15 protein-coding genes and 5 pseudogenes are annotated in these 20,406 nt (G+C 71.0%); 14 read left to right on the top strand and 6 right to left on the bottom strand.

Going from position 1 to position 20,406, the window contains the following annotated elements:
• The first annotated feature begins 134 nt into the window (after positions 1-134).
• The 3 genes from SMA5143A_RS24375 (at position 135) to SMA5143A_RS24365 (ending at position 2,174) form a co-directional block, all read left to right on the top strand.
• On the top strand, positions 135-734 hold the full coding sequence (locus SMA5143A_RS24375; protein WP_107464982.1) for a class I SAM-dependent methyltransferase: 600 nt from the start codon (positions 135-137) through the stop codon (positions 732-734).
• 161 nt (positions 735-895) lie between these two features.
• On the top strand, positions 896-1,192 hold the full coding sequence (locus SMA5143A_RS24370) for a hypothetical protein (RefSeq protein ID WP_107465082.1): 297 nt from the start codon (positions 896-898) through the stop codon (positions 1,190-1,192).
• A 136-nt stretch (positions 1,193-1,328) separates the two neighbouring features.
• Complete coding sequence (locus SMA5143A_RS24365; protein WP_107464981.1) at positions 1,329-2,174, top strand: hypothetical protein; 846 nt, start codon at positions 1,329-1,331, stop codon at positions 2,172-2,174.
• A 60-nt stretch (positions 2,175-2,234) separates the two neighbouring features.
• Here SMA5143A_RS24365 and SMA5143A_RS24360 read toward each other — a convergent pair whose 3' ends face one another.
• Positions 2,235-2,423 carry a hypothetical protein gene (locus SMA5143A_RS24360; protein ID WP_055521015.1) on the bottom strand — a complete coding sequence of 63 codons (189 nt, stop codon included), beginning with the start codon at positions 2,421-2,423 and terminating at the stop codon, positions 2,235-2,237.
• 262 nt (positions 2,424-2,685) lie between these two features.
• On the opposite strand from SMA5143A_RS24360, the gene SMA5143A_RS24355 reads away from it, so the two are divergent.
• A complete protein-coding gene (locus SMA5143A_RS24355; protein WP_107464980.1) occupies positions 2,686-5,586 on the top strand; it encodes a DEAD/DEAH box helicase in 2,901 nt (966 codons plus the stop codon).
• Positions 5,583-6,854, top strand: coding sequence for an SWF or SNF family helicase (locus SMA5143A_RS24350; RefSeq protein ID WP_107464979.1), 1,272 nt, complete (start codon positions 5,583-5,585; stop codon positions 6,852-6,854). The genes SMA5143A_RS24355 and SMA5143A_RS24350 overlap by 4 nt, the downstream gene beginning before the upstream one ends.
• Before the next feature lie 150 nt (positions 6,855-7,004).
• Here the strand turns inward: SMA5143A_RS24350 and xylA are convergent, their stop codons facing one another.
• Positions 7,005-8,171, bottom strand: coding sequence for a xylose isomerase (gene xylA, locus SMA5143A_RS24345; RefSeq protein WP_107464978.1), 1,167 nt, complete (start codon positions 8,169-8,171; stop codon positions 7,005-7,007).
• 146 nt (positions 8,172-8,317) lie between these two features.
• Between xylA and xylB the strand changes: the two genes are divergently transcribed.
• The 5 genes from xylB (at position 8,318) to adh (ending at position 15,041) form a co-directional block, all read left to right on the top strand.
• On the top strand, positions 8,318-9,763 hold the full coding sequence (xylB, locus tag SMA5143A_RS24340; RefSeq protein WP_107464977.1) for a xylulokinase: 1,446 nt from the start codon (positions 8,318-8,320) through the stop codon (positions 9,761-9,763).
• 91 nt (positions 9,764-9,854) lie between these two features.
• Positions 9,855-11,063, top strand: a complete 1,209-nt coding sequence (locus SMA5143A_RS24335; RefSeq protein WP_107464976.1) for an ROK family transcriptional regulator — start codon at positions 9,855-9,857, stop codon at positions 11,061-11,063.
• A 282-nt stretch (positions 11,064-11,345) separates the two neighbouring features.
• Positions 11,346-11,945, top strand: coding sequence for an N-acetylmuramoyl-L-alanine amidase (locus SMA5143A_RS24330; RefSeq protein ID WP_107464975.1), 600 nt, complete (start codon positions 11,346-11,348; stop codon positions 11,943-11,945).
• Positions 11,946-12,046: 101 nt separating this feature from the next.
• On the top strand, positions 12,047-13,324 hold the full coding sequence (locus SMA5143A_RS24325; RefSeq protein WP_181361994.1) for a GAF domain-containing protein: 1,278 nt from the start codon (positions 12,047-12,049) through the stop codon (positions 13,322-13,324).
• A 193-nt stretch (positions 13,325-13,517) separates the two neighbouring features.
• A complete protein-coding gene (gene adh / locus SMA5143A_RS24320; protein ID WP_107464973.1) occupies positions 13,518-15,041 on the top strand; it encodes an aldehyde dehydrogenase in 1,524 nt (507 codons plus the stop codon).
• Between the two features lie 159 nt (positions 15,042-15,200).
• Here adh and SMA5143A_RS43100 read toward each other — a convergent pair whose 3' ends face one another.
• The gene (locus tag SMA5143A_RS43100) at positions 15,201-15,356 is read right to left on the bottom strand and encodes a hypothetical protein (RefSeq protein WP_181361993.1); all 156 of its coding nucleotides are present in this window, start codon (positions 15,354-15,356) and stop codon (positions 15,201-15,203) included.
• Between the two features lie 142 nt (positions 15,357-15,498).
• Between SMA5143A_RS43100 and SMA5143A_RS24315 the strand changes: the two are divergent.
• Positions 15,499-16,736 (top strand): annotated as a pseudogene (locus SMA5143A_RS24315) (IS3 family transposase).
• Positions 16,737-16,774: 38 nt separating this feature from the next.
• On the opposite strand, the pseudogene SMA5143A_RS24310 reads toward SMA5143A_RS24315, so the two are convergent.
• Together SMA5143A_RS24310 and SMA5143A_RS24305 are read right to left on the bottom strand one after the other, a co-directional pair.
• Positions 16,775-17,091, bottom strand: a pseudogene (locus tag SMA5143A_RS24310) (IS6 family transposase); the annotation flags it as partial.
• A 78-nt stretch (positions 17,092-17,169) separates the two neighbouring features.
• The gene (locus SMA5143A_RS24305; protein ID WP_107464972.1) at positions 17,170-18,078 is read right to left on the bottom strand and encodes a LysR family transcriptional regulator; all 909 of its coding nucleotides are present in this window, start codon (positions 18,076-18,078) and stop codon (positions 17,170-17,172) included.
• A 203-nt stretch (positions 18,079-18,281) separates the two neighbouring features.
• Between SMA5143A_RS24305 and SMA5143A_RS24300 the strand changes: the two are divergent.
• The 3 genes and pseudogenes from SMA5143A_RS24300 to SMA5143A_RS24290 all read left to right on the top strand — a co-directional run.
• Positions 18,282-18,374, top strand: a pseudogene (locus SMA5143A_RS24300) (NAD-dependent epimerase/dehydratase family protein); the annotation flags it as partial.
• 65 nt (positions 18,375-18,439) lie between these two features.
• Positions 18,440-18,619 (top strand): annotated as a pseudogene (locus tag SMA5143A_RS24295) (IS6 family transposase); the annotation flags it as partial.
• 152 nt (positions 18,620-18,771) lie between these two features.
• A complete protein-coding gene (locus tag SMA5143A_RS24290) occupies positions 18,772-19,482 on the top strand; it encodes an SDR family oxidoreductase (RefSeq protein WP_107464971.1) in 711 nt (236 codons plus the stop codon).
• A gap of 206 nt (positions 19,483-19,688) precedes the next feature.
• On the opposite strand, the pseudogene SMA5143A_RS44785 reads toward SMA5143A_RS24290, so the two are convergent.
• A pseudogene (locus tag SMA5143A_RS44785) lies at positions 19,689-20,386 on the bottom strand (transposase family protein).
• Positions 20,387-20,406: the final 20 nt, after the last annotated feature.

Below are 20,406 nucleotides of genomic sequence, written 5' to 3'. Positions count from 1 at the left end.
GGAGCACGGGTGCACCAAGGGGGCGCATTTCGAAAAGTGGTGGAAGGTGGCGCATATATGCGTCGGAACGATCGCCTCGCGCTCGAACATGCACACCGTGCCCGCTCACTCGACGGTGGGGGATCATGCGGAGCATGAGCGACGACCACACACACGTCCAGGAGTTCTTCACGGCACGGGCGGCCGACTGGGACGCCCGGTTCCCCGACGACGGACCCGCCTATGCCGCCGCCGTCGCCGACCTCGGTCTGCGGCCGGGTGACCGTGTGCTCGACGCGGGCTGCGGTACGGGAAGGGCCCTGACGCCGCTGCGGACGGCCGTGGGCCCCTCCGGTGTGGTCCTCGGGGCGGATCTGACCCCGGCGATGCTGGAGGCCGCCGTGCGAGCCGGGCGGCACCTCGACGGGCAGCTGCTGCTCGGGGACGTGGCGGCGCTGCCGCTGCGCACGGGGTCTCTGGACGCGGTGTTCGCCGCGGGGCTGCTCGCACATCTCGCGGACCCGGTGGGGAATCTCCGGGAGCTCGCTCGGGTGGTCCGGCCGGGCGGGGCGTTGGCGCTGTTCCACCCGATCGGCAGGGCCGCGCTCGCTGCGCGCCAGGGGCGCCAGATCACCCCGGCCGATCTCCGGGCGGAGGCGAACCTCGGCCCGCTGCTGGCCGGTTCGGGCTGGCGCATGACGTCGTACGTCGACGAGGACAGCCGATTCCTGGCGCTCGCCGTACGCGCCGACTGAACCGCGAGACACCCTCTGACCAGCACCGTCCCTGGACCGCGACCTCGCCGCTCGGCCCTGATCCCGGGATGGGCCCCCTTCTGTCGCCGCGCCTCCGTCTCTACGTTGAGTAGGAACAGGTGAACGATATGTGAATGCCGAGATGGGGGAAGGTGTCCCTTGTGTTCGACAGGCTCCGTAAGTCCTTCGACAGACTCCTCGACTCGACGCGCACCAGGACGACCTCGCAGGAGGAAAAGCGCACGCACAACCTGTTCGAGGCGGCGGCCGCCTACATCTCTGCGTGTGCCGACGACGACCAGGACCGGATCGACGAGACCGTGACCTGGGTGTCACCCGAGGCGCTGTCGTTCGGGGTGAGCGAGCTGGCGTGTCGTGCGGTCATAGCGCTGGCGCGCGAGCGGGACGAGTCGCCGCAGACGGTGGCGCGGTCGCTTCTGGGGCTGCCCGCCGCCTGAAGGGGCGAGAAGCACCGGTCGATTCGCCCCTGTCCGGCCGGAACCGCAGCTCTGCGTGGGTTTCACTCTCGTGACAAGGGCCCGCCGGGCGCATTAGGGTGCGCCGACGGACGAGCGAGACCAATGGGAGGCCGGCATGGCCGGGACGGACGATGACGCCGTCGCCGCCGGGGACGACGACGCACTGTATGTGCTGACGGCGGTGCTGCTCACGCCCGCGAACTTCCCCAGCGTGCTGGGCGACGACTACCCCGAGGCCTGCGCGGCGCTCGGTCTCGCCCCGCTCGCCGACGGATACGGGATCGTCCTGGGCCAGGACGGCGACGGCGCCCGGTGGACGGTCGTGGTGGACGACGTGTCACTGGTGGCCGTGGCCATCGCCTCGTGGGACTGCGGCATGGAGTACGACCTGTCGCCCGACGAGGACTCCATGGTGGCCGCGCTGCCCGGCTGGCCCCTCGCGGTGGCCGTGGCCGCTCCCGGTGTGCCGGCTCCGCACGACCCGGACCCGGAGGTCTCCGACCTGCCGCCGCTGAGCCCGCCGGACACCACGGTCTGGGGTCCCGCACAGCGACGCCTGGGCGCCGATGAGATCGCGCTTCAGTGGAGCACCTGGCGGGCGCAGATCGACGACTCCGCCTTCACGGGACAGAACGGCGCGAGCGCGGCGGCAGCCGCGGACGCCGCCGAGTCCGGCCGCGACGAGGGCGGCGTCCGCTCGGGCATCCGCCGAGTCCTCGCCGAGGCACGCGCCTACGTCGAGTCGCCGCCGCCCCTCGGACGTGTGCGCTCGTCGTTCGCTCCGGGCGACGCGCGGACCCTTCGTGCCGACGGCCCGGGGTGGTCGATGGTGGCCCGGACCGACGACATCGCCTTCGTCCTTCTCGACGACGAACCGGGGGAAGTGCTCCCGGTGGGGCGGGGCGAGGAACTGCCCGGACTTCTGGAGTCCCTCGACAAGATCGCGGTACGCCCCAACTGAGTGCGAGCTCGCCCCGGACTCCGCCGCGTGTCACCGGCCCGGCAGCGGGCCGGTGACACCTCAGCGTCCGAGCTCCTTGCGGCCGACCCGGCGCAGCCTGCGTCGCTGCGAGGGGTCGAGTGTCAGGTACGCGGCCGTGGGGATCCCCAGGACTATCAGGAGATTGGCCCAGAACGGGAACGGCAACAGGAACAGCAGGACGATCCCGATGGCCGCACCCCCCGCGACGATCTTCGTGCTCTTCGACATCTCCGTCGCCTCCTTCGCGGCCCACTGCCGCTCTCTGTCCTGAAAACGGGTTCCCGCTCCCCGCAGTTCCGGACCACGACCCTGACGCAACCCTGACTCCGCCCCCGGCGCAACCCCGAGATGCCTTCGACCTTTCTCGGCATCACCCCCACCCCGTGACCGGCGTCACCTCTGATCGCACTCCCGGCACGTTTGAAGTGAGGTACTGTCGGCGATTCTCAGTGCGGTAGTCAAATTTGAGGAGTTCAGCATCACTGTGCCGATGAATCTCGCGGCGTCCCCTGCCGATGTCTCCGAGCTGTCCCGCTGTCACGCCGCTTTCGTGCCCGACGACCCGGCACGCACTGGCCATTTCGTCTTCCGGCGCCCTTACGGCGCGGCACCGCCGCCCGTCGCAGTGGGCTTGGCCGGGGAGTCGGCAGTCGTCGTGCCCGGCGAGACGGGTGTCGAGCTGCTGACGGTTCCCGTCGTGTCGCTCCCGGTGAGCGCCGCCCTGCCGGTCCTCACACGCGCGCGTGCGACGGCGGACGCCGACCGGTCGACCGTCTTCTGGGGTACCGCCGCCGTCATGGCCCTGCAACTCGTCGCGCGCGGACTTCTGTTGCCCGGTGTGACCGCGGCGGGCCATGACGCCTGGCGGATCGGCCCTCTGCGGGCGGAGGACCTGGAACGGGTCCGCGAGCTGGCGGCGGCGATGCCGCCGGAGGCACATGCCGTGCCCGTCGACCACACCTCGCCGCTGCGTCTACCGGACCCCGAGCGGCTGCTGCGCGCGTTCCTCGACGCGGTCGCCGACTCGCTGCCGCGCTCCCCCGCCGCCGCCCTCGCGGCGGGCGGCTCTGCCTTCGCGGCACGGGAGCCGCGGTCGGTGCCCGAGCAGCGCGCCTGGGCCGCCGATGTCGCCGCCGGTCACGACGCGGGGGTCCGTCTGTCACTGCGCCTGGAGGTCCCCGGACTGGCCTCGGCCGACCCGGACGAGACCGGGTTGTCGTTCCGGGCCGTCCTCCAGGTGCACAGCGTCAGCGATCCGTCGCTGGTCGCGGACGCCTCCGCCGTGTGGGCCGGCGTCGAGGCGTTCGGCCCGCGCGCGCGGATGGACGCCCTGCTCGCGCTGCGCCGCGCGGCTCGCGCCTGGGCCCCGCTCAGCCCGCTGCTGTCGGCGGCGGTACCGGACGCGGTGGATCTCGCCGACGAGGAGATCACCGACCTCCTGGGCGAGGGGGCCCGGACACTGGCCGCCACAGGCGTCGACGTGCACTGGCCCAAGGAGCTGGCACGCACGTTGACCGCCCGCGCGGTCATCGGTCCGCCGGACGACGAACAGGACGACGAAAAGCACGACGAAAAGAAGGCCGGTACGGGCAGCCCCGCCACGACCGGTTCCGGCGGGTCCGCCTCCGGCGCTCCGTCGTTCCTGTCGGCCGACGCGTTGCTCGCCTTCGACTGGCGGTTCTCCCTGGGCGACCAGCGGCTGACGCGCGAGGAGCTGGACGCGCTGGCGGAGGCGAACCGCCCGATGGTGCGCCTGCGCGACCAGTGGGTCCTCGTCGACCCGGAGGAGATCCGCCGTGCCCGCGCGCAGCGGGACCACAGGGTGTCCCCGGTCCACGCGCTCGGCGCCGCCCTCACGGGCTCCACCGAGATCGACGGCCGGATGGTCGACGTGCGGCCCACGGGCTGGCTGGCCACTGTGCGGGAGCGGCTGTCGGACCCGGAGGGGCAGGTACCGGTCGGGCAGCCGTCGGGGCTCGCCGCGACCCTGCGCGACTACCAGTTGCGGGGCCTCGGCTGGCTGGCCCGGATGACCTCGCTGGGGCTCGGCGGCTGCCTCGCGGACGACATGGGGCTCGGCAAGACGATCACCCTGATCGCCCTGCATCTGCACAGGCAGTCCGACGCCTCCTCCGCCGGCCCCACGCTCGTGGTCTGCCCGGCCTCCCTGATGGGCAACTGGCAGCGCGAGATCGAGAAGTTCGCGCCCGGCGTTCCGGTGCGCCGCTTCCACGGCGCCCGACGCACCCTGGACGGGCTGGCGGACGGAGAGGTCGTCCTGACCACGTACGGCACGATGCGGCTCGACGCGCCTCGGCTCGGCGACGTCCCCTGGGGCATGGTCGTCGCGGACGAGGCGCAGCATGTGAAGAACCCGTACTCGGCCACGGCGAAGGAGCTGCGCTCCATCGGGGCACGCGCGCGTGTGGCGCTCACAGGCACTCCGGTGGAGAACAACCTGTCAGAGCTGTGGGCGATCCTCGACTGGACGACCCCGGGGCTCCTCGGCAGGCTCGGCACCTTCCGCACCCGGTACGCGCAGGCCGTCGAGGGCAGCCGCGACCCCGCCGCGGCGGAGCGGCTCGCCCGTCTCGTACGGCCGTTCCTGCTGCGGCGCCGCAAGTCGGATCCGGGCATCGCCCCGGAACTGCCGCCGAAGACCGAGACGGACCGCGCCGTGTCGTTGACCAGGGAACAGGTGGGCCTGTACGAGGCCTTGGTCCGCGAGACGATGGCGGAGATCGCCCGGGCCGACGGCATGGAACGGCGCGGGCTGATCGTGAAGCTGCTCACCGGCCTCAAACAGATCTGCAATCACCCGGCCCAGTTCCTCAAGGAGGAGCGGCCATGGATCGCCGGCAGGTCGGGGAAGTTGGAACTGCTGGACGAACTGCTGGACACCATCCTCTCCGAGGGGGCGAGCGTTCTGGTGTTCACGCAGTACGTGGGGATGGCGCGGCTCCTGGAGCGCCATCTCGCAGCGCGTGGCGTTCCGACACGGTTCCTGCACGGCGGCACACCGATCCCGGAGCGCGAGGCGATGGTCGAGAGCTTCCAGGAGGGAGGAGTGCCCGTCTTCCTGCTGTCCCTGAAGGCCGCCGGCACCGGCCTGAACCTGACGCGCGCCGAGCACGTCGTGCACTACGACCGCTGGTGGAACCCCGCCGTCGAGGCCCAGGCGACCGACCGGGCGTACCGCATCGGTCAGACGCGGCCGGTGCAGGTGCACCGGCTGATCACGGAGGGAACGATCGAGGACCGCATCGCGGACATGCTGGTCCGCAAGCGTGCGTTGGCCGAGGCGGTGCTCGGTTCCGGCGACACGGCCCTCACCGAGCTGTCCGACGCCGAACTGGCCGACCTGGTGGAACTGCGAGGGGACGCACGATGACGGAACGCAGCGGACCGGACGAGGAACGCACGTTCGCCGCGCTCGCGCCGGTGTACGGGCGTGGATTCGCGCAGACGTGGTGGGGCCGGGCCTGGCTGAAAGCGCTGGAGGACGCGGCACTGGACGCGGGTCAGCTCAAGGAGGGGCGCAGACTCGCGCGCGCGGGAGCTGTGGGAGCCGTGGCGGTGCGCCCCGGACGGGTTACCGCCGTGGTCCGGGACCCGGACGGCACGATCCATCGCGCCGATGTCCTGCTCCAGGAACTGTCCGAGGAGCACTGGGCCCGTTTCCTCGGGATGGCCGCGGAGCGGTCGGGGCACATCGCCGCCCTGCTCGACCGTGAGATGCCGCCGCATCTCGTCGAGGACGCGGCGACGGCCGGGGTCGACCTGCTGCCCGGGCTCGGAGACCTGGAGGCGGAGTGCGACTGCGGCGCCTGGGACCACTGCGGGCACACCGCGGCGCTCTGCTACCAGGTGACGCGACTGCTGGACCAGGATCCGTTCGTCCTGCTGCTGATGCGGGGCCGCGCCGAGCGGGCGCTGCTGGACGAACTCCAGCTCCGCAGTGCCGCCCCCGTGGCCGACGGGCGGAGCGCACCGGAGAGCCCCCAGGACGGCCTGGACGCCGCCGAGGCGTACGCGGCCGGCGACATCCTGCCTCCGCTCCCGGAGCCGCCCGGGCTGCCCGCGGAGCCCGGTCTGCCGCCGTCCCTCGACACCGAGGTGCCGCCAGGGCCCGGCGTCGACCCGGGCGCGTTGGAGTTCCTGGCGGCCCGGACCGCGCAGGAGGCCCACAGGCTGCTGGCCGAGGCCCTGCGCGACGGACATGATCAGCAGGCTGTCGCGGCAGAACCCACGCCGGATCAGGACGCCGTGCGCCTGGCCGCCGGCGCCCCGGAGCCGAGCGTGGCGGCACGGCTCGCGGAGGGCTCCGGGCGTGGCCGGGAAGGGCTGGCGCTCGCGGTCCGCGCCTGGCGGTACGGCGGCGCGGCCGGGCTCGCCGTCCTCGACGAGGAGTGGACCGTCCCGGCGGAACCGCTCGCACGCGCGTGTGCCGCCCTGGAAGTGGCCTGGGACGACGACGAACGGCCACGGTTGCGCCCCGCCCACAACCGCTGGACCGTGGTCGGCGGCTCCGCCCAGCTGCGCCTCGGACGGGACGGCCGCTGGTGGCCGTACCGCAAGGAGCGGGGCCGCTGGGCACCGGCGGGCCCGGCCGCCCACGATCCGGCGACGGCACTGGCCTCGGTCGACCCCGAGGCGTGAGCGCGTCTGCGAGGCGTGAGCGTGTCGGAGACCTGCGCGGGCCTCGGCAAGGTAACCGCCACTCCCGAGAGTCGGGCCGAACCCGCCGCCCGGAACGGCGGCAGGCCCCCGCCGCCCCGGGCGGCGGGGGCCTCGTTCACGCGCGCGTGATCAGCCGCGGGCACCCAGCAGGTGGTCCATCGCGAGCTGGTCGAGCTGCTCGAAGGCCATACCGCGGGCCGCGGCGGCCTCCGCGTCGAAGTCCTCGAACGCGGTGGGGTCCGCGAGCAGCGCCTGCAGACCGTCGGCGGCGGTCGGCTGGGCCAGCTGGTCCAGGCGGGCCGCGCGCAGGGCCTCCTGGACCTGCGGGTCGGCGCGGAAGGCCGTGGCACGCTCCTTCAGGATGAGGTAGTTGCGCATGCAGCCCGCGGCCGACGCCCACACCCCGTCGAAGTCCTCGGTGCGCGGCGGCTTGAAGTCGAAGTGCTTCGGGCCCGCGTAACCGGCGCTCTCCAGGAGGTCGACCAGCCAGAAGGCCGAGCGGAGGTCGCCGGCGCCGAAGCGCAGGTCCTGGTCGTACTTGATGCCGGACTGGCCGTTGAGGTCGATGTGGAAGAGCTTGCCCGCCCACAGGGCCTGCGCGATGCCGTGCGGGAAGTTCAGCCCGGCCATCTGCTCGTGGCCGACCTCGGGGTTCACGCCGTACAGCTCCGGGCGCTCCAGGCGCTCGATGAAGGCCAGGGCGTGACCGACCGTGGGGAGCAGGATGTCGCCGCGCGGCTCGTTCGGCTTGGGCTCGATGGCGAACTTCAGGTCGTAGCCCTGGGAGGTGACGTATTCGCCCAGGAGGTCGAAGGCCTCCTTCATGCGGTCGAGCGCCACGCGCACGTCCTTGGCTGCACCGGACTCGGCGCCCTCACGGCCGCCCCAGGCGACGTAGATCTTGGCGCCGAGCTCGACCGCCAGGTCGATGTTGCGGATCGTCTTGCGCAGCGCGTAGCGGCGGACGTCCCGGTCGTTGGCGGTGAAGGCGCCGTCCTTGAAGACGGGGTGCGTGAACAGGTTGGTGGTGGCCATCGGCACGGTCATGCCGGTGGTGTCCAGGGCGGCGCGGAAGCGCTTGATGTGCTCCTCGCGCGCACTGTCCGAGGATCCGAAGGGGATCAGGTCGTCGTCGTGGAAGGTCACGCCGTAGGCGCCCAGTTCGGCCAGACGCTGCACCGTCTCGACAGGGTCGAGGGCACGCCGGGTGGCGTCGCCGAACGGGTCCCTTCCCTGCCAGCCGACGGTCCACAGGCCGAAGGTGAACCTGTCCTCGGGGGTGGGCTGGTAGTTCATGCCGCGGCTCCTTGCGCTCCGACTATTTCGTCATGGCGATTTACAAATTAGTATGCGGACGCGTCCCCGGGAAGACAAGATGTCGCCCGCCGGACGCGTCAGCCGCGTCGGCGGCAGTCACGAGCCCGTGTGAGAGGGAGAGCCCGATGTCAGCAGCCGAGGGTCCACTCGTCGTCGGTGTGGACTCGTCCACACAGTCCACCAAGGCCCTGGTCGTCGACGCGTCCACCGGACGGGTGGTGGCGAGCGGGCAGGCCCCGCACACGGTGTCGTCCGGCGCGGGCCGGGAGAGCGATCCGCGGCAGTGGTGGGACGCGCTGTGCGAGGCGTTGCGCCAGTGCGGTGAGCCCGCCCGGGAGGCCGCGGCGGTGTCGATCGGCGGTCAGCAGCACGGACTGGTCACGCTCGACGCCCAGGGCGATCCTGTGCGCCCCGCGCTGCTGTGGAACGACGTGCGTTCCGCACCGCAGGTGCGTCGGCTGGTGGCGGAACTGGGCGGCCCGAAGGCCTGGGCCGAGCGCACCGGAAGCGTCCCCGGCACGTCCTTCACCGTCACGAAGTGGGCCTGGCTCGCCGAGAACGAGCCCGAGGCGGTCCGCGCCACCGCTGCCGTCCGGCTGCCGCACGACTATCTGACCGAGCGCCTCACGGGCCAGGGCACCACCGACCGCGGTGACGCCTCCGGCACCGGCTGGTGGGCTTCCGGGACGGAGGCGTACGACGAGGAAGTCCTCGCCCATGTGGGGCTGGACCTGGCCTTGCTGCCCCGTGTGGTCCGGCCCGGCGAGGTCGCCGGCACCGTGCGGGACGCCCACGACCTGCCGTTCGCGAAGGGCACCCTCGTCGCCCCGGGCACCGGGGACAACGCGGCCGCCGCGCTGGGTCTCGGCCTGCGGCCCGGCACGCCGGTGCTGAGCCTCGGCACGTCCGGCACGGTGTACGCCGTGTCGAAACACCGCCCGGCCGACCCGACCGGCACGGTGGCGGGCTTCGCGGACGCCCACGGGGACTGGCTGCCGCTGGCCTGCACCCTGAACTGCACCCAGGCCGTCGACCGCGTCGCCGCCCTGTTGGGCCTGGACCGCGAGGCCGTGGAGCCCGGCACGGGCGTCACCCTCCTCCCCTACCTGGACGGCGAACGCACCCCGGCCCTCCCCCACGCCTCCGGTCTCCTGCACGGCCTGCGGCACGACACGACCGGCGGACAGCTCCTCCAGGCCGCGTACGACGGTGCCGTGCACTCCCTGCTCGGCGCCCTCGACCTGGTGCTCGACGCGGACGCGGACCCTGCGGCTCCGCTGCTGCTGATCGGCGGCGGCGCGCGGGGTACGGCCTGGCAGCAGACCGTGCGACGGCTGTCGGGGCGTGCGGTGCAGGTCCCCGAGGCGAAGGAACTGGTCGCGCTGGGCGCTGCCGCGCAGGCCGCGGGGCTGCTCACCGGCGAGGACCCGGCCGCGGTCGCCCGCCGCTGGGACACCACGCGCGGGCCGGTACTGGAGGCGGTGGAGCGGGACGTGGAGACGCTGGCCAGGATCTCGGGGGTACTCTCCGACGCGGCGCCGCTGCTGGAGCGCGAGCCGGGCGGCCGCTGACCGGGCAAGGGGCGCCTGAAGTGGGGAGATACGCTTCCGGCATGATCTGAGGGGCATCAGCCACGACACGTCGAGAGGAACCGGGGGAGGTATGACCGCACCGCTGCACGAGGCGCACCCGAGCAGTCCCGGCCGCCGCCTGCCCGACACCCAGCAGGGCATGCGTCGCCGCAACCTCTCCCGGGTGATGCACACCGTCAACGCCGAGGGCCCGCTCTCCCGCGCGGCGGTGGCGTCGCACATCGGCCTCACCCGGGCTGCCGTGTCCACGCTGGTGGACGAGCTGATCCGGGCGGGGCTCCTGGAGGAACTGGGTCCGGAGCGTCCCGGCCGGGTCGGCCGTCCCGGTTCGGCGCTCGCTCTCAGCGGACGCGGTCCCGCCGGGATCGGCGCCGAGATCGGCGTCGATCATCTCGCGGTGTGCGCGGTGGACCTGCGCGGCGCGGTACGCGCGCGTGCGGTGCGGCAGGGGACCAACCGCGGCCGCTCCCCCGAGCCGGTGATCGACGAGCTGACGGCGCTCGTACGGCAGGTCGTCGCCGAGGCCGAGAAGGAGGGACTGTGGGCGGCGGGCCTCGCGGTCGCCGTGCCCGGACTGGTGGCGCGGGACGCCCGCACCGTGGTGCGTGCCCCCAACCTCGACTGGCAGGACACGGACCTCGGTGCACTGCTCCCCGACGGTCTGGCGCTGACCGTCGACAACGAGGCCAATTTCGGCGGCCTCGCCGAGCTCTGGCTCGGCGCCGCGACGCCACGCGACTTCCTGCATGTCTCCGCGGAGATCGGTATCGGTGGCGCGGTGGTCGTGGACGGCCGACTGCTGCGAGGCACCCGCGGCTTCGCGGGCGAGCTGGGCCATGTCCCCGTACGGCCGGAGGGCCCGCAGTGCGCGTGCGGGGGGCGTGGCTGTCTCGAGCAGTACGCCGGCGAGGAGGCCGTGCTGCGTGCGGCCGGGCTGGAGCCGGGCGAGGACCGGGTGGAGCAGCTCGCCGAGCGGGCCGCCGCCGGGGACCAGGAGGTACGCCGGGCGCTGCGCGGCGCCGGTACCGCGCTGGGTATCGCGCTGACCGGCGCGGTCAATCTGCTGGACCCCGAGACGGTGGTCCTGGGCGGTGCTCTGGCCGCTCTCGCACCCTGGCTCGTCCCGTCACTGGAACGTGAGCTGGCCCGGCGGACAGCGGGGCCCGCGTGCGCCGTGACCGTGTCGCGCCTCGGCTCCGAGGGACCGTTGCTGGGCGCGGCCCATTCGGTGGTGCGGGCGGTGCTCGACGACCCGGCGACAGTCGGGGTGCGGGCGTAACCGCAGAGGTCCCCGGGCGTTACGCGCACAGTGCGCGGGTGCGCCGAAGAGGGAGGAGCAGTCCTCCAGTCGCGGGCGGTCACGGCCATCTCACCCCTGAGGGTGGCGGAGTTGTCCACAACGGCTTGCTTTTCCACCGTTTTTCCCACGCCTCGACGGCGCACGGGCTGATCGCCGTACCGTGAATCACGTGAGGCGCAGCCGTTCGACCTGCGGATGCGTCTCACACACGGGCGCCCCTCCCCGCAGTTCGGATTCAGCCCCCTCTGAAAGGCAGACCCCATGGAGCGAGCCGAAGCGTTGCCGAGCAGGCGGCGGCTGCTGAAAGGCACCGCTTTCGCCGCGATCCCCTACGCGTTGCTCCCGAGTCCTCGCGCGGATGCCCACCCAGCGCCCGTGGACCACGCGTTCGCCCTGTGGGAGCCGGCGAGCGAGGCCAACTACACGGCGGCGGACCGCCCGACGAGCCACCCCGTCGACCTGGTGATCATTCATGTGACGCAGACGACCTACAAGAACACGATGCCCGTCTTCTGGGACCCGGCGAAGCAGGTCTCCGCGCACTACGTCCTGCGATCGGCCGACGGCAGAGTCACCCAGTGCGTCCGTGAACGGGACATCGCCTGGCACGCGGGCAACTGGGACTACAACGCACGCAGCATCGGCATCGAACACGAAGGGTGGGTCGAGCGCCCCGAGTACTTCACCGGCGCCCTGTACGAGCAGTCGGCGGCCCTCGCCTCGGAAGTCTGCGACAGATACGACATCCCCAAGGACCGCGACCACATCATCGGCCACCACGAGGTGCCGGGCACCGACCACACCGATCCCGGGCCGCACTGGGACTGGGCCCGGTACATACGTCTGGTCAACGCCGTCTGAGGCCGTGAAGGCGGAACCGCCGGGTACGTCTGACGGCTTGTCGGGCGCGGGCACGAGGTTGACGATGGACCCTGCCATGCACGGACTGCCGGGAGGCCGAGTTGACCGATCCATGGGTGGCTCTGGAGGCGGGAGCCGACCCTGTCGAGCGAGTGCGGGTGCTGCGCCGTGCGCACGAGGCGTTCACCCAGGGCGGCGCGGTGGCCCAGCCGGTCCGTTCCGTGGTGGCCGATTCATGGCGGCGCTCCGCGAAAGCCGGCGTCGGGCCGGAGGGCACCGCGCGTGTGGAGCTGACGGACGGTGACCTCGGTTCCTATCGCGCGGAGCATCCCCTCGCCAGGGTGATGCCGCTGGTCCGGGAATTGCTGGGCACGTTCGCGGCGGACGGCGAGCATCTGCTGGCCGTGTGCGACGCGCAGGGCAGGCTGTTGTGGGTGGAGGGACATCCGGCGACCAGACGCCGGGCGGACGGGATGAACTTCGTGCCCGGGGCGCGCTGGGCGGAGTCCGAGGTCGGGACCAACGCGCCGGGTACGGCCGTCGCCGTCGACCGGCCGGTGCAGGTGTTCGCGGCTGAGCACTTCATACGGCAAGTGCAGCCGTGGACGTGTGCGGCGGCGCCGGTGCACGATCCGCGCACCGGTCGGGTGCTCGGCGCGATCGACATCACCGGTGGCGACCGGCTGGCACACCCGCACAGTCTCGGTTTCGTGCAGGCGGTGGCTAGGGCCGCCGAGTCCCAGTTGGCCCTGCTCGCACCGCCCGGCGCCCCTGCCGACGCGCTGGAGCTGACGGCCCTGGGTCGGGACGAGGCGCAACTGCTGGTGGCGGGAAGGAAGGTGAGGCTCAGCCGACGGCACAGCGAGATCCTGGTGCTGCTCGCCCTGCATCCGGAAGGGCTCTCCGGTGACGAGTTGCTCTGTGCCCTGTATGAGGACGAGTCGGTGACGCCGGTGACGTTGCGGGCCGAGCTGGCGAGGCTGCGCAGACTGCTCGGCCCCGGGTTGCTCGGTTCGCGTCCGTATCGGCTCATGGTTCCGGTGGAGTCCGATGTGGCGGTCGTGGAGAGGAGGTTGGAGACGGGTGCGGTGACGTCGGCCGCGACGGGGTACGCAGGTCCGCTGCTGCCTGGTTCGCAGGCCCCGGCGGTCGTCCGCCTGCGTCACAGGCTCGCCGAGGGGCTGCGCACGGCTCTCATGGCCCGCCGCGATCCCGACCTGCTGGCCGACTGGGCACACGCGCCCTGGGGCGAGGATGACCTTGACGTATGGCGCGCCCTCGCGGCCGTACGCCCCACCCCGGCGGTACGCGCGCGGTTGCGGGAACTGGAGAGGGAGCTGAGGGCGCCGAAGGGATGGGCACAGCGGAGACGTCCCTGAGGAACGGCGGGACGGAAGGGCGGACTGGACGGAGGGGAGGGGGGAGGGAGGGGAGGGGACGGCGCTGCATGCGGGAGGCCGGAGGTGTCCTCGCCACGGGTCGCGGCGCAACGTCGTTGCAACCGTCGGATTCCTAGCCTCCACACGAGAGCCGCCCAACGGCGGGTGGCGCTTCTGGGGAGGCAGGTATTCCATGACCCGTTTCGCAGCACCTGGTACGAATGGCGCGGTCGTCTCCTACGAGGCGCGATACGACCACTTCATCGGCGGTGAGTACGTGCCGCCGGCGCGCGGGCAGTACTTCGAGAACCCGAGTCCGGTGAACGGGCTGCCGTTCACGGAGATCGCGCGCGGTACGAGTGAGGACGTGGAACGGGCGCTGGACGCGGCGCACGCGGCCGCGCCCGGCTGGGGTCGTACGTCGGTGACGGAGCGTTCGGACATCCTGCGGAAGATCGCCGACCGGATGGAGGCGAACCTGGAGAAACTGGCGGTCGCCGAGAGCTGGGAGAACGGCAAGCCGGTGCGCGAGACGCTGGCCGCCGACATCCCGCTCGCCATCGACCACTTCCGGTACTTCGCGGGGGTGGTGCGTGCGCAGGAGGGTTCGCTGGCGGAGCTCGACGACGACACGGTGGCGTACCACTTCCACGAGCCGCTGGGGGTGGTCGCGCAGATCATCCCGTGGAACTTCCCGATCCTCATGGCGACGTGGAAGCTGGCGCCGGCGCTGGCGGCGGGCAACGCGGTCGTGCTCAAGCCGGCGGAGCAGACTCCGGCGTCCATCCATGTGTGGCTGAGCCTGGTCGCGGACCTGCTGCCGCCGGGCGTTGTGAACATCGTCAACGGGTTCGGGGTGGAGGCGGGGAAGCCGCTGGCGTCGAGCCCGCGGGTGGCGAAGGTGGCGTTCACGGGTGAGACGACGACCGGACGTCTGATCATGCAGTACGCCTCGGAGAACATCACACCGGTGACGCTCGAACTCGGCGGCAAGTCGCCGAACATCTTCTTCGACGACGTGTGGTCGGCGAACGACGACTTCCGCGACAAGGCCCTCGAAGGGTTCACGATGTTCGCGCTCAACCAGGGCGAGGTGTGCACGTGCCCGTCGCGGGCGCTGGTGCAGCGTGGGCACTACGCGGAGTTCCTCGAGGCGGCCGTGGCCCGCACGGAGCAGATCAAGACGGGGCACCCGCTGGACACCGACACCATGATCGGGGCACAGGCGTCCAACGACCAGTTGGAGAAGATCCTCTCCTACCTGGACATCGGCAGGCAGGAAGGGGCCAAGGTCCTCACGGGCGGTGAACGCATCGAGCACGATGGTGAATTGAAGGGCGGCTACTACGTCCAGCCGACGATCTTCGAGGGCCACAACCGTATGCGGATCTTCCAGGAGGAGATCTTCGGGCCGGTCGTGTCCGTCACGTCGTTCGACGACTTCGACGACGCGATCAAGATCGCCAACGACACACTGTACGGGCTGGGGGCCGGTGTGTGGACGCGGGACGCCAACACGGCGTACCGAGCGGGCCGTGCGATCCAGGCGGGCCGCGTCTGGACGAACTGCTACCACGCGTACCCCGCCCACGCCGCGTTCGGCGGCTACAAGGGCTCGGGCATCGGCCGCGAGACCCACAAGATGATGCTGGACCACTACCAGCAGACGAAGAATCTTCTGGTGTCGTACTCGCCGAAGAGGCTGGGCTTCTTCTAGACGCCAAAGAAGGGCGCCTGACCAGGCATTTCACCTGCCAGGCGCCCTTCCCGGCGTGCATCTAAGCCGCGGGGTGAAGTGCAGAGTAACTCCTGATATGTCCCACTGCTATCCCACCTCTGACCAGCTGTTCCGGGGCATTTCCGGGCCAAGGCCCGATCACGTCGAGCCGTTCGGCACGGCGGGCCTCGGCCAGTTGCGTAGCCTGGCGCTGTCCTCGGTGCGGGCGGCCTGGCGTGCGGTGGTGAAGTGGGCCAGGTAGGACATGCCTCCGCCGAGTACGACACCGATCAACGATGCCCAGAGCTGATTCACCCGTTCACGTTAGCCTCAGGACTGTGTCGTTCTCGACAAGGCACCGGTGATCACGGGATGCCCAGGGTCGTGGGGACCTGTCGCCGAGTGGTGGACACCTCTGAGCCCGGCCCCGCCAGGGGCCGGGGAGGAGGGATCTCTTATGGTGATGAAGGTCTACTCGCCCGAGTTCAAGGCGGACGCTGTCGCGCTGTACCTGTCGGACCCGAGCCACACCTTCGAGGGCATCGGCAAGGATCTGGGGATCAGTCGCGAGACGCTGCGCAACTGGGTACGGACCGAACGGGCCCGCCACGTCGGGGGCGGCACGACGAGTACGAGCACGGAGAAGAACACGGTGGATTCCCCGCCGACGGCCGAAGAGCTTCAGGCCGAGAACGAGGCCCTGCGCCGTGAGCTGGCGACGGTGCGCAAGGAGAACCAGAAACTGGCCACCGAGCGGGACATCCTGCGCAAGGCGACGAAGTTTTTCGCACAAGAGATGACCTGGTGACCAGCCGCTTCCAGTTCGTCGAGGACCACCACCACGCCTGGGGCGTGAAGCGGTTGTGCCAGGTGCTGGGGGTGGCCCGCTCCAGCTTCTACAAGTAGCGGGCCGGCCGCGCGGCACGGGCCGCGCGCGAGCGGGCCGACGCCGTTCTCGCCGAGCGGATCAGGGCCGTGCACGCCGAGTGGGACGGCACCTACGGCCGCCCCCGTATCACCGCCGAGCTGCGCGACGACGGCGATACGGTGAACCACAAGCGCGTCGGACGGGTCATGCGCAAGTTCGGCATCGCCGGGCTGCGGCTGCGCAAGCGCCAGGTCACGACCGTGCCCGAACCGTCCGCCACCCCGGTGCCGGACCTGCTGCGGCGCGATTTCACCGCGAGCGCACCGAACATGAAGTACGTCGGGGACATCACCTACCTGCCGGTGGGCGACGGCGAGTTCCTGTATCCGGCGACGGTGATCGACTGCTTCTCGCGCCGTCTGGTGGGCTGGTCGGTCGCCGACCACATGCGCACCGAGCTGGTCACCGACGCGCTCCGGGCCGCCGAGGCGACCCGCGGCAGCCTGGCCGGCGCGGCGTTCCACAGTGATCACGGGGCGCAGTACACCTCTCGTGAATTCGCCGATGTCTGCGCAGAGTTGGGGGTACGGCAGTCCATGGGAGCGGTCGGCACGACTGCGGACAACGCACTCGCCGAGTCGTTCAACGCCGCCCTCAAACGCGAGACGCTTTGTGGCGCCCGCCGCTTCGACGGGGCCCACGCCTGCCGCCTGGCGGTCTTCCTCTGGACCACCCGCTACAACACCCGCCGACGGCACTCGGCGAACGGACAGCAGGCACCGAACGTCTACGAACAGCAGTCAGCTACCCTGACACTCGCCGCATAACAACACGAACGGGTGTCCACTCTTCGGGGGCAAGGCCCGATGTCCAGGACGTTGCCGTCCTGGTCGACGGCCCGCCACAGGTACCGCTGCTCGCCGTTGATTTTGATGAAGACCTCGTCCAGGTGCCATTTGTCACCCGGCCGGGGCTGCCGCCGGCGCAGCGCGCCTGCGTATCGCTGCCCGAACTTGGCGCACCAGCGGCGCACCGTCTCGTACGAGACGACGATCCCCACTCGAGCATGAGCTCCTCGACCTCGCGGAACGACAGCGGGAAGCGGAATTACAGCCACACGCAGTGGGAGATGACCTCGACCGGGTACCGGTGCCCCTTGTGCGACGGCCACACGGCCCCCACGGACAGCCCCCTCCAGCACGATCAACCAGAAGATCATCCCACCCGGCTAACCAACGTGACAGCGCCGACGCGCAGCTTTCACGATGCACCGGGCTCACTGAGGTCGCCCGTGAGGTGGGCTTGGGCGGACTTGCGGAAGGCCGCCACCAGGCGGTTGTGGTCGCCGGCCCGGGTCGCCAGCACGACGTGGCTCGGCTCGACGCCGTGCAGGGGGACCGCGGTGACGTCGGGGCGGAGGCCGGGGGCGCGGAGGCCGATAGCCACGGCTTGCCCGGCGGCGATGAGTTCGAACTTGTCCTCGACGGCCTCGACGAGCGGGCCATCGGGTGCCGGGCTTCCGTCGGGCCGGGGGTCTATGCGCCAGAAGGCGCTCCAGACCGGGTCGGATCGCCGCACCCGGGGAAGGGGTTCGTCGGCGATGTCGTCGAGGGTGACGGATTCCTTGCCGGCCAGGCGGTGGCCGAGAGGTACCAGCAGCAAGCGGGGTTCGTCGTAGAGGACCGTCACGTGCAGTTGGTCGGTCGGGAACGGCAGCCGGGTCACCGCCGCGTCCACTCGGTGATCGAGCAGGGCCGCGCGCGGTTCGTTGCAGGCCAGATGCAAGGCCTGCACGTCGGCGTCCGGGTGCCGGCGCCGCAGCTCGCGCACCGCCGGGGTGACGATGAGGCCCATGGTGTACCCGATGGTGATCCGGCTGGGCTCGGCGGCGGCACGGGTGTAGGCCGCGGCCTGGGCGGCCGAGCGCAGCAGCGCCTTGGCACGGGGCAGAAAGACCTCCCCGGCCTCGGTGAGCTGGCTGCCCTGCGGGGTGCGGTCCAGCAGGCGAGCGCCCAATTGCTCTTCGAGGCGGCGGATCTGACGGCTCAAGGACGGCTGGGTGATGTAGAGGGCCTCGGCGGCGCGGCCGAAGTGCCGGTGCTCGGCGACGACGATGAAGTACCGCACCAGCCGCAGATCGAGGTCCGGCGCGGGAGCTGAGTCGGGCATGCCCGCAAGCGTAGTCCGCAGCGACGTGGGAACGCTTCTGAAAGTCTTTCTGACGTGTGGTGATGCCTGAGTTGCATTGCCCGTTGCGAAACAGGCTTTGGACTTGGAGCGCTTCCCCTTCGGACGATGGAATCACCGGTTCACGGCGCCCCTTCGATACGGCGCCAGGGCCGCACCATGTCATTTCACCGAAGGATTGCACCATGCGCGTATTCGTCACCGGCGCAACCGGATTCATCGGTTCCACCGTCGTCCGCGAACTCATCGATGCCGGGCATCAGGTCGTCGGTCTTGCCGGCACTGTCATGTTGGCTGACCGGCGGGGTGATCTTCTGGTTGATCAGCCTGGGAAGGGTCGTCCGTGGGGGGCGCGTCGCCGTCGTACAAGGGGCACCGGTACCCGGTAGAGGTCATCTCCCACTGTGTGTGGCTGTACCACCGTTTCCCGTTGTCGTTCCGCGAGGTCGAGGAACTGAGGCTTGAGCGCGGTGTCGTCGTCTCGTACGAGACGGTCCGCCGCTGGTGTGTGAAATTCGGCCCACCCTGCCCCCACGCGCCGTCAGGCAGTCACAGAGCCAACAACGTGACAACGCCCTCCCGCGCCTTCGACCGGCAGATCCGCAAGCTCAACCAGTTGTCCGCCTGACCGATACCCCCATCCCCCGACACCACAACCTGCACCAGGAGTCGTCCGTGGACCTGTCCACCAGCACCGTTCTCGTCACCGGAACCACCCGGGGTCTTGGCCGCGCCCTCGCCGCCGAACTGCTCGACCGCGGCGCCGCCGTCTACGCCGCAGCCCGCAACCCCGACCAGGTCGACCTGCCCGGCGCCAAGCCGATCGCGCTCGACATCACCGACGCCGCCTCCGTCGCCGCCGCGGTCCGGGCCACCGGCGACGTCACCGTCCTGATCAACAACGCCGGCATCTCCACCGGCGCCACCCTGCTCGCCGGCGACCAGGACGCCATCCGCCTGGAGATGGAGACCCACTACTTCGGCACGCTCTCGGTGGTCCGGGGCTTCGCCCCGCAGATCGCGGCCAACGGCGGCGGCGCGATCCTGAACATCCTCTCCGCCCTGTCCTGGCTCAGCTTTCCGCAGGTCGGCGCCTACAGCGCCGCCAAGGCCGCGCAGTGGTCGTTGACCAACTCCCTGCGCATGGACCTTGCGCAGCAGGGCATCCGGGTGGCCGGACTGCACGTCGGCTACATGGACACCGACTTGACCAAGGAGAGCAGCGAGCCCAAGTCCGACCCGGCCGACATCGCCCGTATCGCGGTCGACGGCATCGCCGCCGACGCCCACGAGATCATCGCGGACGACTTCAGCCGCCAGGTGCAGTCCAGGCTGGCCGAAGGCGTTGCAGCCCTCTACCCGCAGCTGGCCGGGACCGCCCACTAGGCAGCAGTCCGCATGGTGACCACGGGTCAGAAACTCCGCAGGACCGGAGCACGCCCGACGGTCAGCGGGAAACCCGTGGTCATCTCGTCTCCAGCTCTGAGTGAGCCCGGTGCATCGTGAAAGCTGCACGTCAGATGGTCTGGTGTGCGTAGGCGTCGGGCGGCCCGGGCAGGTCCGGGGCGATAGTCCAGCGACAAGGTAGTCAGTCAGCGGGTGACTTCCCGGTTCGTCAGCACGAGCAGGGCCCTGACCAGCACGGTCGCCCACTTCGGGTCGGTGCGCACCACTTGGTGAGGACGCGCCAGTTCTTGAGATGGGCAAAGCCGTGCTCGACCGGGGCCCGCACCGCGGCCAGTGCCTTGTTGGACAGCCTCTGGCCGCGGGTCAGGAGCCGGTTCCGGGCCGCCTTGTAGCCGCAGATTACCGCCGGATCGGCGTCAGGAGGACCGTCGTCGAGGCCGACGAACCCCAGGTCGGCCATGGCATTTGTGCTTGCCCGAGTAGTTCGGCCGGTTGTCCGCCCCGGTGCGCCGACGGGTGCGTATCAGGGAGCCGTCCAGCAGGACGACGCCACCGCCCTTTCGGGTGATCTTCTTCAACGCGCGGTCCAGGCGGGGGCGCGGACGGCCAGCAGGCCGACGACCTCGCGCACCCACCGGCTCACGGTGGTGCGGTGCACCCCGTTCCCGCCGGCCAGATCACCAGACCGCTGGTCACAGCGCAGCACCGCCAGCACGATGCCGGCGATCTTCCCGGCGGGCAGCGCCCGCCACCGCGAGCCGATCTTCTTCAGGTGGCCGCGTATCAGGCCGGCGAGATAGTTCAAGGTCGCGCTCGACAGCGGCAGGCGGGCGGTGTAAACGAGGCCGTCAGGGCCCTCGGCGAGACCGTTGTTTTTCTTCACACTAAACTCAACTGCCTTCG

The sequence above is a fragment of the Streptomyces sp. MA5143a genome (genome assembly GCF_900290235.1).
GTDB lineage: Bacteria > Actinomycetota > Actinomycetes > Streptomycetales > Streptomycetaceae > Streptomyces.
Note: the sequence above shows the minus strand (reverse complement) of the source record. Positions and strands in the feature narration are given on the sequence as shown.